Source organism: Nitratireductor sp., assembly GCF_017794765.1.
In the GTDB taxonomy this organism is placed as follows: domain Bacteria; phylum Pseudomonadota; class Alphaproteobacteria; order Rhizobiales; family Rhizobiaceae; genus Nitratireductor.
The window spans coordinates 1,688,538-1,705,882 of the sequence record NZ_CP051236.1; the positions used below are offsets into that span (position 1 = coordinate 1,688,538).

Below are 17,345 nucleotides of genomic sequence, written 5' to 3' on the forward strand. Positions count from 1 at the left end.
TCAGTCAGCTTGACAATTGTCAAAGGCCTGTCTGTGCGTCAGTATGCATTCAACTGGAGCATCGGACCGAAAAGTGGCGTCCGGTTTTCGGATTATTCCGATGCTCCAGCAATTATCTAGATCGTCCTTTGTGCGTCCGGATGGACGCACGGCGATCCAAAGACCAAACAGGGAGTGGTGGCATGAGGGGTTTGAAAAACTGGTTGGCGGTGGGGCTTCTGGCGACGACAGCATTCACCGTACCTGCATCTGCAGCGGATAAATTCTTCGTCTACGTGTCTCCCGATCAGATCGGCGTCAACGCCTTCCTGAAGCTCGGCCAGTCCGGCATTGAGCAGGCTGGCGAGCAGTATGGCGCCGAGGTGGAAACCTATGAAAGCCGCACGGCGGCCGACCGTCTTGAAAACGTCAACGCCGCCGTCAACGAGGGTGCGGACATCGTCGTGCTCCTCGGTTTCGAGTTCAACGACATCGTCAAGCAGGTCGCGCCCACCGCGCCCGACACGCAGTTCCTCATTGTCGACCAGTGCATCGACGACCGGCCCGACAATGTGCATTGCGCGGTCTTCCGCGAATATGAGGCGAGCTATCTCGTTGGTGTCGCTGCCGGCATGCTCACCGAGAGCAATAAGGTCGGCGTTGTCGGCGCGCTCGATATTCCCTTCCTGCATCGCTACACGGATGCCTATGCCGATGGCGTCAAATCGGTGAATGCCGACGCCTCGGTCGACATTCGCTGGGTGGGTGGCGAAAACCCGTTTGCCGATCCGGTGCGCGCCAAGGAGCAGGCTGTGGCCATGAGTGCTGCCGGCGCCGACCAGATTTTTACGGCCACATCAGGCGGTGATTTCGGTGTCTTCGAGGCTGCGAAGGAAAAGGATTTCCAGGTCTATTCCGTCGATGTGAACCAGTGCCCCAATGCGCCCGGCCACGTGGTCGATGTCACGCTGAAGCGCGTCGACAACGCCATGGTTCAGGCCATCGGCGCGATCCTTGAAGGCGAGAAGAAGCTCACCATGGCGCTCGGCCTCAAGGAAGGCGGCGTGTCGACCATCGCGCTCGAGGAAGACGAACTGGCCGACAGCGGCTGCCTCATCGCCGATCATCCGGAGGTCGCGGAGAAAATGCGTGAGGTCGCAGGGCAGATCGAGGATGGCTCGCTAAAGCTCGAAGACCCGATGTTCACAAAATAAGCGCGCCAGAGCAGCACGCATCATGCGCATCGACCTGCAGGACGTCACCGTCCGCTTTGGCCCTGTCACGGCCGTGGACAGTGTTTCGCTCGGCATCAAGCCGGGCGAAATCCACGCGCTTCTGGGCGAAAACGGCGCCGGAAAATCCACCCTGATGAACGCTCTTTTCGGGCTGGTTACGCCGGAAAGTGGCACGATCAGTCTGGATGGTGAGGCGCGCCGCTGGGCCTCACCGCAGGATGCCATCGCCCATGGGCTGGGCATGGTGCATCAGCACTTCATGTTGCAGGAAGAGATGACGGTGCTGGAAAATATCGTCTTGTGCGCAGAGCCGGTGGGTCGCTTCGGCTTTGTCGATTTCGCCCGCGCCCGGTCGCGCCTCGATGAGATCGCGAAAACCCACGGTGTCGCCCTCGATCTCGACCAGCGTGTCGGCCGCCTTTCCGTCGGGGAGCGGCAGGCGGTGGAAATCCTCAAAGTGCTCTACCGCGAGGCCGAGGTGCTGATCCTCGACGAGCCGACCGCCGTGCTCACCCCGCAGGAGAAGGACCGGCTTTTCGCTACGCTCAAGAGCTTCCGCGAGGCGGGCAAGGCGATTGTCTTGATCACCCACAAGCTCGATGAGGTGATGGAGATTGCCGACCGGGTGAGCGTGATGCGGGCAGGGCGTCTTGTCGCCTCCTCACCACTTGCCGAAACCTCGAAGGACGAGATCGCGCGCGGCATTGTCGGCGGCGATCTGCCGGCGGCCAGAACCCGGAAGGCCCATTCGCCCGGCAAAACGGTGCTTGCCGTCGATCACCTCACCGTCGCGCGGCGGGGCCGCGATGTCGGCCCCGTTTCCTTCGACCTGCGGGCAGGCGAGATCGTTGGCATTGCCGGCGTCAGCGGCAATGGCCAGGCTGAGCTCATCCGCGCGCTGACAGGGCTTGAGCCGGCGCGTTCCGGCTCCATCACCCTGTGCGGCAATGAGATACAAAAACTGGATGTGGAGGCCCGCCGGCAGGGCGGCATGAGCTACATCCCTGAAGACCGGCAGCGCATGGGGCTCGCCCTTCGTGCCTCCGTCAGTGAAAACGCCAATGCGGGCCGCGACGATGCGGGTGCTTTCACCGCCGGCCCCTTCCTGAAACACGGAGCCATGGCGCAGTATGCGCGCTCCCTGATCGAGCGCTACCGCATTCGTGTGGCCGGTCCGCGCGCTTCCGCCTCCACCATGTCGGGCGGCAACAAGCAGAAGCTCGTGGTCGGGCGCGAACTTTCGCGCAACACGCCGCTGGTGATCGCCGAAAACCCCACTTGGGGCGTCGATATCGGTGCCATCGATTTCATCCATGGCGAGTTGATGCGCATGCGCGATGCGGGCCACGCCATTCTTCTGGTCTCCACCGAGCTCGACGAGGTGATCGCTTTGTCCGACCGTATTCTGGTCATGTATGACGGCGCCATCGCCGGAGAGGTGGATGGCGGCGAGGCCAGTCGCGAACGGGTCGGCGCGCTGATGACCTCACGTGCCGCCGATGCGCTGGGCGCGGCTTCGCTAGGAGCTGCTGCATGATGGCTTTCGATGCCGGCAAGGCCACCCGCAGCGCGCTGCCATGGCTCTTCACCTTCCTGTGGATCGCCGCGATCATTCTGGCGCTGCTGCTTTTCGTTGGCGCGCCGGTGGGCGAGGCGCTTTCGGGCTTCTGGAACGGCGCGTTTGGAGGGCGCAGAAACGCCTATCTTATGGCGACGCTCAGCCGCTCGGCGCTGATTGTCGGCATGGCGCTTTCGGTCATGCTGAGCTTTCGCGCCGGCCTGTTCAACATTGGCGGCGAGGGGCAGCTTGTCGCCGGCGGGCTGGTCGCAGCCCTCGTTGCCGTGCTCATGCCGGGGCCACCGCTGCTTGTGCTGGTCGTGGCGATCCTCGCTGCCATGCTGGCCGGTGCCTTGTGGGCGCTGCTTGCCGGTGTGCTCCAGCTCTTCATGGGCGTGCCGCTGCTTGTCGGTTCGCTTCTCCTTAATTATCCGATCCGCTATATTGCTTCCTATCTGGTGGCGCACCCTTATCGCGACGTGCAGTCGGGCATGGTGCAGTCGCATCTCGTGCCGCAGGAAACCTGGTTTGCCTATTTTCCGGGAACCCGGCTCGACATCGGCATCCTCTTCACGGCGGTGGCGGCTGCCTTTGCGCTGATCTACAGCTACTGGACAGTCCACGGCTATCAAACGCGGCTCAACGGGCTTTCGCCCGAGTTCGCCCGCACGGTCGGCCTGCCGGTGCGCCGGCTCACGCTCCAGACGCTGGCGCTCAGCGGTGCCATTGCCGGCATGGTTGGCGCAATCGCCGTGTTCGGCATTCACCACCGCTATATCGACGGCATGCTGGTGCAGCCGCTCTATGCGTGGACCGGCATCATCGCGGTGCTTCTGGTCGGCATGGTGCCCTGGGCGGTGCCGATTTCCGGCTTCTTCTTTGCTGCCGTCCAGACGGGGGCGGCCGGCATGGAGCGGGCGGCCGGCGTCCCCAAGGAGATCGCGCTTGTCGTTCAGGCGGTCATCATCCTCTTTGTCGCAAGCCGTGTTTCCGGCGCTCTGACAGCATCGAGGAACGATGGAGACGGCCATGTTTGAGCTGATCGCCGATCCATCCTTCGCCGCCTCCATTCCGCGCTTTGTCACGCCCATCCTTCTGGCCGCCCTTGGTGGCGCGCTGTGCGAGCGGGCCGGTGTCTTCAACATCGCGCTGGAAGGCTTTCTGCTCGTGGGCGCTTTCGCGGCGGTGTTGGGGGCCTATTTCTCCGGCACGCCCTATATCGGCGCGTTGACGGCCATGGTGGCCGGCATGGCGCTCGGGCTTGTCTTTGCGGAGTTCAATGTGCGGCGCGGCGGCGATTCCATCGTCGTCTCCATCGCCATCAACCTTCTGGCAGCGGGTCTCACGACCTTCTTCCTGCGCGCCATTTTCGATGTCACGGGTGCCTTCAGCGATCCGGCGATTGCCGGCTTTTCGCCCATCCGCCTGCCTTTCATCGAAGACGTACCGCTTCTCGGCCCGATCCTGAGCGGCCAGTCGCTGCCTTTTTACCTGGCGCTTCTCAGCGTTCCGTTCCTGCATGTGTTTCTCGCTCGTCACCGCCTTGGCCTGCGCATTCGCGCGGCGGGTGAAAACCCCCAGGCGCTTCGGGCGGGCGGTGTCAGTCCAAAGCGTGTCCAGCTTCTTGCGCTCGTCGCCTGCGGCGCGCTCTGCGGTCTGGGTGGGGCGCAGCTTTCCATCGCCAATGTCAATCTATTCGTTGAAAACATGAGCGCCGGGCGCGGCTGGATCGCCGTTGTCGCTGTGCTCTTGACGCGTGGCCGCCCGTGGCCGCTCTTCTTCATCGCGCTTCTGTTCGGTGCCGTCGACAGCCTGTCCTTCCGCGTGCAGGGTCTTGGGCTTGCCCAGCAGTTCACCGACATGATGCCGTATCTGGCGACCCTTATCGTGCTGGTTGCCCTGTCATGGTGGCGGGCAAGACGCGCAAAAGGAGATGCTTCATGATCGTCGATCTGGTTGTCAAAAACGCCATTGTCGTGACCTGCGATGAAAAGCAGACGGTGATCCGGGATGGCGGCGTTGCGGTCTCAAATGGCCGCATCACGCAGATCGGTGAGAGCGCAGCGCTCGAACAGGCCGCGGGGAATGCCCGCAACGTCATTGATGGCAGCGGGCACATCCTGATGCCGGGGCTGATCAACAGCCATTGCCATGCCGCCGACAGCCTGTTTCGCGGTCTGGTGGAGGACCTGCCGCTGGAACCGTGGCTTAAGAAGGTGTGGACCGCCGAAGGCGCGATCCTCAACCCGCAAACCTCGCATCTCGGCAGTCTTCTGGGCTTTTCCGAACTGCTTCTGTCCGGTGTCACCAGCACGATGGACATGTTCTGGTATCCGGTGGAGACGGTTCGCGCTGCGCGCGAAGTGGGCATGCGGGTGTCGACGGGAGGCATCTTCTTCGATGGGCCGGGTGTGGACGGCGCGACGCTCGATGACCGCATTGCCAGCGCCGAGGCCTTCTTTGAAGAGTTTGCGGGCGCAGACGATGTCTTCCCGGCAACCATGCCCCACGGAGCCTATACGGTGGGGCCCGAAAACCTGAAGACGGCAAAGGAAATCGCCGAGCGGTATGGCGGTCTCTTCAGCACGCATGCGGCGGAAACCAAGGCCGAACAGGCTGATGTGGAAGGGCGCTATGGCAGTTCCGTCATCCGCCATCTCGACTATCTGGATCTGCTGGACGAGCGCGTGACGCTCGCCCATTGCGTCCATCTGGACGATGAGGAAATCGCCATTCTGGCGCGCACGGGCACGACCGTCTCCCACAACCCGATGTCGAACCTGAAGCTCGCCTCCGGCATTGCCCGCATTCCCGACATGCTGGCCGCCGGTGTCCATGTCGCACTTGGCACCGATGGCGCGATCAGCGGCAATGATCTCGACATGTGGATGGCGCTGCGGCTGGCGGCCACGCTGCACAAGGGCGCGAGCCAGCGGGCCGATGCCGTCTCCACCCATCAGGCGCTGGCCATGGCGACACGCTCCGGCGCGCGGGCGCTGGGCGCGGCCGACAGGCTGGGCAGTCTCGAAAAAGGCAAGCTCGCCGACATGATCCTGATCGATGTGAAGCGCCCGCATGCGGTGCCGATGTTCGATCCCGTCACCCATCTCGTCTATTCCACCGCCAGATCCGACGTGCGCCATGTGTTCGTCGGTGGCGAGCAGGTGGTGCGCGATGGCGTGCTCACCCGTCACTCGATCGACGACACGCTGGACGCAGTGGCAGAGCTCGCGCCGCGCATCGCCGCCACCGTGACCTGACAGAAAAACCCTGGGAGAATGAAATGAGCGAAAGCCAACTCGCGCGTCTTGAGCGCGCCCATGCATCCATCGCCAAGCGGGCAGGTGCGCCAGCACCCATCGCCATCATGCTGGGTTCGGGGCTCGGCCAGCTTGCCGACCGGGTGGAGGATGCCGTCACGATCCCTTACGGAGAGGTCGAGGGCTTTCCGGTCTCAACCGCACCCGGCCACAAGGGCGCTTTCGTGATCGGCAACCTGGAGGGCCAGCGCGTGATCATGATGCAGGGCCGGCTGCATCTTTATGAAGGCTGGTCGCCGCGCGACATCGCTCTTGCCGTCTATCTGCTCAAGCGCCTCGGTGCCGAAACGCTCATCGTCACCAATGCCGCCGGCTCGCTCAATCCCGATTACGATCCCGGAGACGTGATGCTCATCGAGGATCACATGAATTTCACGGGGCTGAACCCGCTGGTCGGGCCCAATGACGATGAGATCGGTCTGCGCTTTCCCGACATGTCGCGCGCCTATGATCCAGACCTGCTCGAGCTCACGCGCAAAGCGGCGGATGCGGCTGGCATTGCCGTCCAGCAGGGCATCTATGCGGGCGTTCTGGGACCGTCCCTCGAAACGTCGGCGGAACGCCGCTATTACCGCGCTTCGGGTTCGGATGCGGTCGGTATGTCAACGGTGACCGAGGTGATTGCCGCCGGCCACGCATCGCTGCCCGTCATCGGGCTTTCGGCCATCACCAACAAGGCGACCGGCGGTCCCGACCAGCAGCCCGACACGATCGAAGAGGTGTTCGCCAATGCCGAGATTGCCGGGCGCAAAATCGAGGCGATCCTGGCCGCGCTTCTGCCCAATCTGAAAGGAGCCTGATCATGGCTGCAACCATCCCACCCGTCGCATCATTGCTTGATCTCACCGGTCGCACGATCATCGTCACTGGCGCGAGCGGCGGTATTGGCGGCGGCATCGCACGGCGGCTGCACGAGGCCGGCGCAAATGTGGTGTGCCACTACAATGGCAACAAAGGCGCCGCCGAGGCGCTTGCCGGAGAACTGGGCGAGCGGGCTTTTGCTGCCGGCGGTGAGCTTTCGAAGGAAGCCGAAGCGGTTTCTCTCATGCAAGCGGCGCTCGAAAAATTCGGAGCTGTTCACGGCGTGGTCAACAATGCCGGCTTCCAGCCCGTCGAGGCTTTGCGGGAGATCGACGAGGCCGGCTGGGCGCAGATGATGGCGATCAACACGGGTGCTCCGTTTCTTCTGACACGCGCTTTCGCCGACCATGTCGAGGCGCGCGGTGGCGGTGGTGCGATCGTCAACATTGCTTCCATCGAAGGGCATCAGCCGGCCCCCGGCCATGCCCATTATGCGGCCTCCAAGGCAGCGCTCTTGATGTTCACCAAGGCGGCAGCATTGGAGCTTGGCGGGCTTGGCATTCGCGTCAATTCCGTCTCGCCCGGCCTGATCCACCGCGACGGCATCGAGGAAGGGTGGCCCGAAGGGGTTAACCGCTGGAAGGAGGCGGCACCGCTTGGCCGGCTCGGCCAGCCGGAGGATATCGGCGACGCCGCGCTCTTCCTTCTCTCGGAAGCTTCGCGCTGGGTAAGCGGAACGAACATCACGGTGGATGGCGGCGTCAGCGCCCGCTCGACCTGGTAAGAAAACCAAACTGGAACAGACAATTACAACAAGAATCGGACTCAGCCTGTGAGGTTTGGTCCGAAGAATGACAGGGGCTTGGAATGAAAACACTTGAAGGCAAGGTCATTGCGGTGACCGGGGCAGCCGGCGGCATTGGACGGGGCATCGCTCAGGCAATCATCGAGGCGGGCGGGCGCGTGGCGCTGCTCGATCTGCCGGGGCCAAAACTCGAAGCGGCACTCAAGGATCTGGGCGGCGAACCCAATGTCATGGCGGCTGCAAGCGACGTGACCGACAGCGCCAGCATGGAGGCCGCATTCGCCGAGGTGGTGGCCCGCATGGGCAGGCTCGACGGGCTGGTCAACAATGCCGGCGTCGTGCGGCTCGGGCCCGCTGACAAGCTCACCGGAGACGACGTCGATCTCGAAATGGCGGTCAATGTGAAGGGCGTTCTGCTCGCCTCGCAGGCCGCAGCGCGTCAGATGGAAAAGGGCGGTGCGATCGTCAACATAGCCTCGAACGCCGGCAAGGTCGGCTATCCCAACATGGCCGGCTACAACGCCTCCAAGGCAGCGGTGATCAACCTGACCCGTTCGCTCTCGCTCGAATGGGCGGCGCGCGGCATCAACGTCAATGCCGTGTGCCCGGGCGGTGTGGCAACCGACATGCTGAAGACGGTGGCGGACTTCATCGTCGGCGGCGATGCGGCGAAGTCGGAAGAGATGATGAAGCAGATGGTTCCCGCACAGCTTGGCCGTCACATCCAGCCGGTCGAGGTGGGGCGTGTGATTGTTTTCCTGTTGTCCGATGCGGCAACGATCATCCGCGGACAGTCCATCACCATCGATGGTGGCGACACGCCTTATTGATGTAAAAAACCGCCGCTTTGGTTAGTGCCAAAGCGGCGGTTTCCAGTTTTCCGGAAAATGCCCGAAAGTTCCCGAAAACGATTCAGAATCAGGTGATTTTCCTGGATTTCTGAATCGTTTTCTGAAATTCACGCAGCGTTCGATTTTGCCCGGTCGGGGAAGAGTTTGGCGAGCCCTTCGGGTGAGGCATCGGCGATGCCGCGCTCGGTGATGAGGCCGGTGACAAGCCGCGCCGGCGTCACGTCGAAGGCGGGATTTCCGGCAGGCGATGCCTCGGGCGAAATCCGCACCTGCCGAACCTTACCGTCTTCGTCCTTGCCCCAGACGAGCGAGACCTCGTCGCCCGAACGTTCCTCGATGGGAATCTCCTTCACGCCGTCATGCACCGTCCAGTCGATGGTGGGCGAGGGCAGCGCGACATAGAAGGGGACATTGTTGTCCTTTGCCGCCAGCGCCTTCAGATAGGTGCCGATCTTGTTGCAGACATCGCCATCGGCAGTGGTGCGGTCGGTGCCGACGATCACCATGTCCACCATGCCGTGCTGCATGAGATGCCCGCCGGCATTGTCGACCACCAGCGTGTGCGGTACGCCATGGCCGGCCATTTCCCAGGCGGTGAGCTGGGCGCCCTGGTTGCGCGGACGGGTTTCGTCCACATAGACATGAACGGCAATGCCTTCTTCCACCGCGTGGTAGATGGGCGAGGTGGCGGTGCCGAAATCGACGGTGGCCAGCCAGCCGGCATTGCAGTGGGTGAGAATGTTGACCGGTTCGCCGGGCTTCTTGCGCGCGGCGATCTGGCGAATGATTTCGAGACCGTTCCGGCCGATGCTGCGGTTCAATTCCACATCCTCGTCGGCGATCTCGGCGGCGCGCCTGTAGGCAGCCTCGGCGCGGTCGGCCTCGGGAATGTCGCGCAGGAAACCGCGCATTTCATCCAGCGCCCAGCGCAGATTGATCGCGGTGGGGCGCGTCTCGTGGAGCTGTTCCCACACCGCATCAAGTGCGGCATCAGAAGCATCCTCGCGCATGCGCATGGCAACGCCATAGGCGGCGGTGACGCCGATCAGCGGCGCGCCGCGCACCCACATGTCGCGAATGGCCGTGGCAATGCCGTCGACGGTGCGCACGTTCTCGATGCGCAACTCGTGCGGCAGCCAGCGCTGGTCGATGAGATCGACAGACCAGCCATCCTCGTTCACCCAGATGGTGCGGTAGTGCTTGTCTCCAACCTTCATGACAGTTTCCCCTGATCAAGTGCTTCGGCCAGCCGGTCAAGTTCGGCCAGCGATTGAATGTGATTGCGGTTGACGACGATATGGCGACCGAACTTCAGCGCCGGTGCCTCGCAGGCAGCGCGAAGGCTCTCATCGGCGATGTCCTCGAAATCGGCATTGTGGGCAAGGCCCAGAATGCGGCGGTGCATCTCGATGCCGGCAAAGCCAAGCATGTCGGTCCACAGATCGTGGATCACGTGGTTGAGCGCCTGTTCGGAGCCAAGTGCATCACCCTCGTCTTCATAGAGCGATGCCTGATAGAGCATGCCGCTGCGCTCGGTGCGCCACAGATGGGCGAACTCGTCGCGGAAGGTGGTCCAGGTCTCGGAGATGACGCCCAGAAGATAGGCGCGCATGGAGGCGCGGCTGCCGTTTTCCTCATGCCCGCGCTGGGAGAAATAGGCCATCCAGTAATTGGCGATGAGCATGCCGACATCGAAGGCCATGGGTCCGTAGAAGGCAAATTCCGGATCGATGACGCGGGTATCGTCCTTCGTGACCATGACGGAGCCCGAATGCAGATCGCCATGCACCATGGTCTCGGCTTTTGAGGCAAAAAGGTGCTTCATGCGCTGGGCGGCGACCTTCAGATCGCGGTCTGAACGCAGTTCCTTCACCAGTGCGTCGAGACCGGGCGTGTGCCGGTTCATCGGCGCTTCAAAGTAAGGATCAGAAAAGACGAGATTTTCCGTGATGTCACAGAGGTCGACATTGTCTGCAAAGAGCGCGAGATCCGCCTTGCGGTCCGCCGCTTTAATGGAAAGGTCGGACCCGCGGAAGAGGGTGCGGGCCATGAAGAGGCCGAGGTCCCTGCCGATCTTCGGCAGTTCCTGCCCCTCGATGAGGGCGCGGCGAAGAATGATGTGTGGAGACAGGAACTCCATGGCGATGAGGGCCTGCGCCTCATCGAAGTAATAGACAGCAGGCACGGTGCCCGGCGCGCGTTTTTCCTGGCGGGTCAGCGCGTGATATTCGAAGAAGGAGCGCTTCAGGGGAAGCGGCCAGCTGTCGCCGACGAGCCGCACATAGGGCAGCGCCTGCTTGATGATAAGCGTTTGCGCCTCACCTTCCACGATGAAGACGAGATTGAGATTGCCGTCGCCGACTTCGCGGACCTTCCAGCCTGTGGGTGCGCCGCCGAGACGGTTCGCAATCTCGGGGATGCTGCCAAGGCGATGCGGCAGACTTTCAACCGTCAGAGCCTCGAAGGCGTTTTCTTTCATCTCTTCTGTCTCCTCCCATTCTCGCCTGAGCAAGAGGCGTATGGTTCGCGTCCTATTGTTGCCCGTGTTCCCGCACAAATTTTCCCTTTCGAAGGGAGAAGAAGCACGAGGCCAGCCTGTTCATCCCACACCCCGATCCTGCAGAAAAGGCGCGCGCGAATGGCACAGGCCGAGAACGGGGGCACCATACTTTCCTCCCGTCAATTCTGATGCCACGCTACCAAGGCTCTGTCATTTGTCAATCGTGTTGACAAATGCTTGTTACCTGCTAGCGTCACATTGGGAGGAGATTATGGGCGACACTGCCGTTTTTCGAATTGCCGGCCTGACCAAGGCCTTTGGACCGAATGCCGTTCTGCGCGGTGTCGGTCTCGATCTGCGCGCTGGCGAGGTCACGGTTCTGATGGGCGCCAATGGCGCCGGTAAATCGACTCTCGTCAAGATCATGAGCGGCGTTCACCGCGCCGATCGCGGCGTGATGATGCTGGGCGACAAGCCCTTCTCCCCTGCCACCCCCGCCGAAGCGATGCGGGCCGGCGTGGTGACGGTTCACCAGAACATCAATGACGGTGTCGTTGGCGCGCTCGACGTCGCGAGCAATCTTGTGCTCGACCGGTTGAACGGTTCTGGCAGCGGTTTTTTCTTCAATCCGAGAAAGGTGCGGCGTGAGGCGCGCGACGTGGCCGATCGCATGGGGCTGGGGATCGATCTTGGCGCGGAAGTGACCGACCTTTCGCTCGCCGACCGGCAGATGGTGGCGATTGCGCGCGCCATGTCGCATGAGCCGCAGGTGATGATCCTTGATGAACCCACCTCTTCGCTTTCCAGCAATGAGGCCGAACGGCTTTTCGCGCTGATCGACCGGCTGAAGGCGCGTGGCGTTGCCATTCTCTATATTTCGCACCGCATGTCGGATATCCGCCGTCTGGCCGACCGGATTGTGAGCCTGCGCGACGGCGCGATTGTCGGCCAGTTCGAAGACAAGCCGCTTGATTATGAAGGCGCGGTCAATGCCATGCTGGGGCAGAATCTCGGCCGCCACAGCATTGATGTGCGTGCGGCGGGGACGCCGGTCTTTTCGGCGCGTGATTTGAGGATCGCACAGGGTGCCAAGCCGATCTCGCTTGAACTGGGTGCGGGCGAGATCGTGGCGGTGACGGGCCTTGTGGGCGTGGGCAAGACGCAGCTAGCAGAGACCCTTTTTGGTATTCATGCGCCTCTGTCGGGCACGATGGAGCTGGACGGCAGGCCCTATGCGCCAAAGACGCCGCAGCGCGCGATCCGGGATGGCGTTTTCCTCGTCGCCAAGGACCGCGCCTCCACGGGCATCGTGCCGGAATTCAACATCTATGAGAATATGAGCCTGCCCTTTCTGCCGCGTTTCGCCAATGCGGGCGTGATGCGGCGGCGCAGCGAGCGCCAGACGGCGCGTGACCAGATTACGGATCTGAAGATCGTCTGCCGCTCCGAGCGCGACGATCTGGCAACGCTTTCAGGCGGCAATCAGCAAAAGGTGACGGTGGCGCGCTGGCTGACGCAGCCTTCGCGCTTGCTGATCCTCGACGAGCCGTTTCAGGGTGTCGACATTGCCGCCCGCCATGACATTGCGGCCAAGCTGCGCGAAAGTGCTGCCGACCGCGCGACGTTGATTTTTCTGACCGAACTGGATGAGGCGCTGGAGACGGCAGACCGCATTCTCGTCATGTCGGAAAACACGATTGTGGGCGAACACCGTAATGCCGATGTGGATATGGACCGGCTTCTGGCGGAGGTTGCCGGACAGCGTTTGGAAGTAACAGGGAGCTGAGTGAGAATGGACAGCCAGACGGCACAGGAGAGCGCAGTGGAAGCCAAGGCAGATGCGCGGCCAAAAGACGGGCTTTCAATGCGCGAGCTGGCCATCCGCTATGGCTTTCTAAGCCTGCTTGTGGGGCTTATCATCTTCTTCTCGCTGGCCACGCGCGGCTTCACCTCGCCGCAGGCGGCGGTCTTCATCCTGCAATCGGTGTCCATCACCGGCATTCTGGCGCTCGGCGTGACGGCGACGCTGGTGGTGGGGGGCTTCGACCTTTCCATCGGCTCGATTGCCACAAGCTCCATGATGGCGGCGGCCTATGTGATGGTGGTGCTGGAGCAGAATGCGCTTGTGGCGGTTCTAGTGTGCCTTGCCATCGGCGCGCTGGTCGGGCTGATCAACGGTTTAATCATCTGCTACATGCGCGTGCCCGATCTTCTGGCCACGCTCGGCATGATGTTTCTTCTGATCGGCCTGCAGCGCATCCCGACCGAAGGGCGCTCCATCGCCACCGGCATGACATTGCCCGACGGCTCGACGGCTGAAGGCACGTTCAGCCAGGCCTTTCTGGCGCTCGGGCGGCATCGGTTCGATCTCTTCATAGAAAACCTCGTCCCGGCCTCGGTGGTGGTGCTGATCGTGCTTGCCATCCTGATCTGGTTCTTCCTCGAATACACGCGGTTTGGCCGCATGATGTATGCGGTGGGGTCCAATGCGCGGGCTGCGGAATTTGCGGGTGCGCCGGTCAAGGCCTATCGCATCTGGGCCTATGTGATCTCGGGCGTGTTCGCTTCCATCGGCGGCATTCTTCTGGCGGCGCGCCTGGGGCGCGGCGACATCGCCTCGGGCAACAATCTGCTTCTGGATGCGGTAGCGGCGGCACTCATCGGTTTTGCGGTGCTGGGGGCTGCCAAGCCGAACGCATTCGGCACGGCCATCGGTGCGCTTTTCGTGGGCGTGCTTTTGCAGGGGCTCACCATGATGAACGTGCCTTATTATACGCAGGATTTCGTCAAGGGGGCGGTGCTCGTCATCGCGCTGATCTTTACCTTTGCGCTTCTGGGGAGGAACGCCCGATAGCGCGGAACAAGAGCAACAGGCAGTGGAGGAGAAGAACATGAACATTTCACGCAGATTTCTGGGCAAGATGACCGCGGCACTCGCCGGCGCCACCATGCTCCTGCCGGCTGGAGCCGGCGCACAGGACAAGCCCGCGCCATTCGACAACCCCGGCGACGTGGAAATCGCGCTGGTGCGCTATCTTTCCACCGGCGACTTTTTCCAGGCCTATCTCTCGGGCGTGGAGAAGCAGGCCGAGGCTCTGGGCGTAAACCTGCGCGTGCTCGACAGCCGGCAGGACGCAGCCCTTCAGGCCGACATGGTGGATCAGGCGATTGCATTGGGTGTTGACGGCATCATCATCCAGCACGGCCTGACCGAATCCATGAAGGAAGCGGCCCAGCGCGCCGTCGATGCGGGCATCAAGGTCGTGGCTTTCGACGTGAATGTCGAGAATGATGCGATCCCGCAGATCGAGCAGTCCGACCGGGACCTGGCGCGGCTGGCGCTGGAACAGGCGATCAAGGACAATGGCGAGGAGTGGAAGGCGGGCTATGTCTATGTGGCCGGCATTGCGCCGCTCGACCGCCGCGACGAGACCTGGCGCGAGTTCAAGGAAAAATATCCGGGCATCGAGGAAGTGGCGCAGTTCGGCACGCTGGACAATCCGATCGCCAATTCGGTGGCCAATCAGGCGCGCTCGGTGGTGACGGCGAACCCGGACATCCAGGTCATGTTCGCGCCCTACGACGAGTTCGCCAAGGGCGTGAAGATCGCTGTGGACGAGGCCGGCCTTTCCGACAGCATCAAGATCTATTCGGCGGACGTTTCGACGGCCGACATTTCGGCCATGCGCGAGCCCGGCAGCGCCTGGGTTGCGACGGCTGCCACCAACCCCGCCGTTGTGGGCGAGGTTTCGGTGCGCGCGCTTGCCATGCTTCTGGCGGGTGAAGAGCCGGGCAAGAGCGTGATCGTCCCGCCGACGCTGATCACCCAGCAGGCGCTGAACGACGGTGACATCAAGAACATGGACGATCTCTCGGCGAAGATGCCGCAGTTTGCCCATGCCGATGTGGCCGTGCCGGACTGGATGCCGCTGCCTGAGCGCGACTGAGGCCGCGCTAGAATGGATCGACGAGGGCGGCTTTCGGGTCGCCCTTTTTGTTTTGCGCGGAGATGATGGTGCGTGCCCTTTCCCTTGGCCCTTCGCCTTTCGACAAGCTCAGGATGAGGGAAAGGGCAGGGACATTGGGGGCGCTTGAACGGGGTACGTGGCTCGCGGTGAAGTGGTAACGAGAGCCCTCATCCTGAGCTTGTCCAAGGGCGAGGGCGGAATGGAGGGCGACCTTTGCAGTGTTGGCGCTCGCCCCTCATCCTCTTGCCGGCTCTCTATATCAGCGCAGCGCTGCCGCGATATTGCCGCCGTCTACGGTGGTGACGTCGGCGGTGGTACGCTCGGCAAGGGCGTGGTTGAGGAAGGCCTGTGCCACATCCTCGGCGCGCACCTCAAGGCCCAGAAGATTGCCGCCCATATAGTCCTTCTCCGAGACGCCGCGCGCGGTGGAGCGGTTGGCGATCATCTCGTTGGTCAAGAGGCCCGAACGGATGCGGTCGGCATTGACCGCATTGGAGCGCACGCCGATGGAGCCGTAATCCAGCGCATATTGGCGCGACAGGAAGAGCGTTGCCGCCTTGGGCAGGCCATAGGCGCCGAAATTCGCACCCGGATTGACCGCCTGCTTGGAGGCGTTGAAGAGGAGCACGCCGCCGGTGCCCTGCTGCTTGAAGAGGCGCACCGCGTTCTGCGCCACACTCTGATGGGCGAAGAAATTAAGCTCGAAACTCTTGCGCAGCGTGGCGTCTTCCAGTTCGCCGATCTTGCCTTCCCATGCGGCACCCGCATTGGAAACGACGATGTCGACGCCGCCGAACACATCGCGTGCCCTGTCGAAGGCGGCGCGCACGGCTGTCGCGTCGGTCACGTCGGCACCGATTCCGATGGCGGCATTGCCGATTGATTTCGCGACCTCTTCGGCCTTGTCGGCATGCATGTCGACGACGACCACATGGGAGCCCTGCGATGCGAAAAGCTTTGCCGTGGCGGCACCGATGGCACCCGCGCCGCCGGTGACCAGCGTGACCTGGCCGGAGAGCGGCTTGGGCTTGTTGGAGGCGAGCTTGGCCTGCTCAAGCGACCAGTATTCAAGCTCGAAGAGATCCGACAGCGCCAGCGGGTGGAAGGAGCCGATGGCTTCGGCACCGGTGACCGCTTCCACCAGCATCTCGCCGACATCAGCGGCGATCTTCGCCTCCTTCATGCTGCGGCCATGGCCGATGAGGCCGAGACCGCGCACGAGTGTCAGGCGCGGCATGGTGTCGAGCATGGTGCGCTCGACATCGTCGGCGGCGTTGTTGGTCTCGAAATAGTCCTTGTAGCGAGCCGAGAACTCGGCGACCTTTTCGCGGATCACCTTACCATATTCATCAAGTTTGCCTGCTTCCGGCGCGGGCAGAACCATGGGGCCGGTCTTGATGCGGATCGAAAGGTCCGGCGTCGAGACGCCGCGTGTGGCGAGCTCTTCGGCCGTGTCGGCGTTCACATAATCGAGGATTTTCGGTGAGGTGCGGAAGTCGCAGACCATGCGGCCATATTTGCCCTCGCCCTCGCCCTCGTCAATGGCGATCGCGCCGCGCAGATAGGGCATGATCTCGGACGGGGTGGCAAGTTCCTTGGGAAGCGCCACCGGCTTGAAGGGAGCCTTGCCGTTTTCGGCGACATAATCTTCCGCCATGGTGACGAACTCGATCATGAGATCGTAGGCCGTCTTGGCATCTTCGGCGAAGGTGAAAATGCCGTGCTTGTCGAGGATCAGGCCTTCCACGGCGGGGTTCTTGTCGTAGATGTCGGCGGCTTCCTTGGCGAGGTCGAAGCCCGGTTTGATGTAGGGTACGAAGCCGAGCCGGTCGCCAAAGACCTTTTTGCAGAGCGCTTCGGAATCTTTCTGATCGACCAGCGCGAGAATGGCTGTCGAGTGGGTGTGATCGACGAATTTGTGCGGCAGAAAGGCGTGCAGCAGGGTCTCGATGGAGGGGTTCGGGGAACCCGGATCGATGAGATTGGCGCGCTGCATGGCGACCATGTCTTCGTCGGCCAGCGCGTCGAGCCTGCGGGCGGCAAGGAGCGCGTCCATCTTCACCGCGGGAAGGCCCTGCGGCTCGATCACGCCCATGTCCCAGCCGCTGCCCTTGACGCACAGAACATCATATTCGCGGCCCAGAATATCGGTTGCTTTGCTCTTCAGCGAGGTGTTGCCGCCGCCATGCAGAACAAGGCGCGGCTCGCCGCCCAGAAGTCGGGTCGTGTAGACGCGCAGCGCCAGATCGCGGTCGACGCCCTTTGCGGCGTAGTGCTCGACGAGCTTTTCGGCTTCGCTGTCTTTCCAGAGGTTCTGCATGTCGGTCC

14 protein-coding genes are annotated in these 17,345 nt (G+C 62.6%); 11 read left to right on the plus strand and 3 right to left on the minus strand.

The window, feature by feature from the left end:
• The first annotated feature begins 182 nt into the window (after positions 1 to 182).
• From HF949_RS07940 to HF949_RS07975, 8 genes are all read left to right on the plus strand, one after another.
• Entirely contained in the window at positions 183 to 1,193 is a 1,011-nt protein-coding gene (locus HF949_RS07940) for a BMP family ABC transporter substrate-binding protein (protein ID WP_292899675.1), read from the plus strand.
• 22 nt (positions 1,194 to 1,215) lie between these two features.
• Positions 1,216 to 2,751, plus strand: coding sequence for an ABC transporter ATP-binding protein (locus tag HF949_RS07945; protein WP_292899677.1), 1,536 nt, complete (start codon positions 1,216 to 1,218; stop codon positions 2,749 to 2,751).
• Entirely contained in the window at positions 2,748 to 3,809 is a 1,062-nt protein-coding gene (locus HF949_RS07950) for an ABC transporter permease (RefSeq protein ID WP_292899679.1), read from the plus strand. The genes HF949_RS07945 and HF949_RS07950 overlap by 4 nt, the downstream gene beginning before the upstream one ends.
• Positions 3,802 to 4,716 carry an ABC transporter permease gene (locus HF949_RS07955; RefSeq protein ID WP_292899681.1) on the plus strand — a complete coding sequence of 305 codons (915 nt, stop codon included), beginning with the start codon at positions 3,802 to 3,804 and terminating at the stop codon, positions 4,714 to 4,716. The genes HF949_RS07950 and HF949_RS07955 overlap by 8 nt, the downstream gene beginning before the upstream one ends.
• Positions 4,713 to 6,032 carry an amidohydrolase family protein gene (locus HF949_RS07960; RefSeq protein WP_292899683.1) on the plus strand — a complete coding sequence of 440 codons (1,320 nt, stop codon included), beginning with the start codon at positions 4,713 to 4,715 and terminating at the stop codon, positions 6,030 to 6,032. Before HF949_RS07955 ends, HF949_RS07960 begins: the two co-directional genes overlap by 4 nt.
• Positions 6,033 to 6,055: 23 nt before the next feature.
• Positions 6,056 to 6,892, plus strand: a complete 837-nt coding sequence (locus HF949_RS07965) for a purine-nucleoside phosphorylase (protein WP_292899685.1) — start codon at positions 6,056 to 6,058, stop codon at positions 6,890 to 6,892.
• Between the two features lie 2 nt (positions 6,893 to 6,894).
• Positions 6,895 to 7,677 carry an SDR family NAD(P)-dependent oxidoreductase gene (locus tag HF949_RS07970; protein WP_292899687.1) on the plus strand — a complete coding sequence of 261 codons (783 nt, stop codon included), beginning with the start codon at positions 6,895 to 6,897 and terminating at the stop codon, positions 7,675 to 7,677.
• An 83-nt stretch (positions 7,678 to 7,760) separates the two neighbouring features.
• Complete coding sequence (locus HF949_RS07975; protein WP_292899689.1) at positions 7,761 to 8,528, plus strand: SDR family NAD(P)-dependent oxidoreductase; 768 nt, start codon at positions 7,761 to 7,763, stop codon at positions 8,526 to 8,528.
• Between the two features lie 128 nt (positions 8,529 to 8,656).
• On the opposite strand, the gene mtnA is transcribed toward HF949_RS07975, so the two are convergent.
• On the minus strand, positions 8,657 to 9,766 hold the full coding sequence (mtnA, locus tag HF949_RS07980; RefSeq protein ID WP_292899691.1) for an S-methyl-5-thioribose-1-phosphate isomerase: 1,110 nt from the start codon (positions 9,764 to 9,766) through the stop codon (positions 8,657 to 8,659).
• Entirely contained in the window at positions 9,763 to 11,028 is a 1,266-nt protein-coding gene (gene mtnK / locus HF949_RS07985) for an S-methyl-5-thioribose kinase (RefSeq protein ID WP_292899693.1), read from the minus strand. Before mtnK ends, mtnA begins: the two co-directional genes overlap by 4 nt.
• 292 nt (positions 11,029 to 11,320) lie before the next feature.
• On the opposite strand from mtnK, the gene HF949_RS07990 reads away from it, so the two are divergent.
• From HF949_RS07990 to HF949_RS08000, 3 genes are all read left to right on the plus strand, one after another.
• Complete coding sequence (locus HF949_RS07990; protein ID WP_292899695.1) at positions 11,321 to 12,835, plus strand: sugar ABC transporter ATP-binding protein; 1,515 nt, start codon at positions 11,321 to 11,323, stop codon at positions 12,833 to 12,835.
• Between the two features lie 78 nt (positions 12,836 to 12,913).
• Complete coding sequence (locus HF949_RS07995; RefSeq protein ID WP_223022569.1) at positions 12,914 to 13,903, plus strand: ABC transporter permease; 990 nt, start codon at positions 12,914 to 12,916, stop codon at positions 13,901 to 13,903.
• Between the two features lie 37 nt (positions 13,904 to 13,940).
• Positions 13,941 to 14,996, plus strand: a complete 1,056-nt coding sequence (locus HF949_RS08000) for a substrate-binding domain-containing protein (protein ID WP_292899697.1) — start codon at positions 13,941 to 13,943, stop codon at positions 14,994 to 14,996.
• Between the two features lie 280 nt (positions 14,997 to 15,276).
• Here the strand turns inward: HF949_RS08000 and HF949_RS08005 are convergent, their stop codons facing one another.
• Positions 15,277 to 17,337, minus strand: coding sequence for a bifunctional aldolase/short-chain dehydrogenase (locus tag HF949_RS08005; RefSeq protein ID WP_292899699.1), 2,061 nt, complete (start codon positions 17,335 to 17,337; stop codon positions 15,277 to 15,279).
• Positions 17,338 to 17,345: the final 8 nt, after the last annotated feature.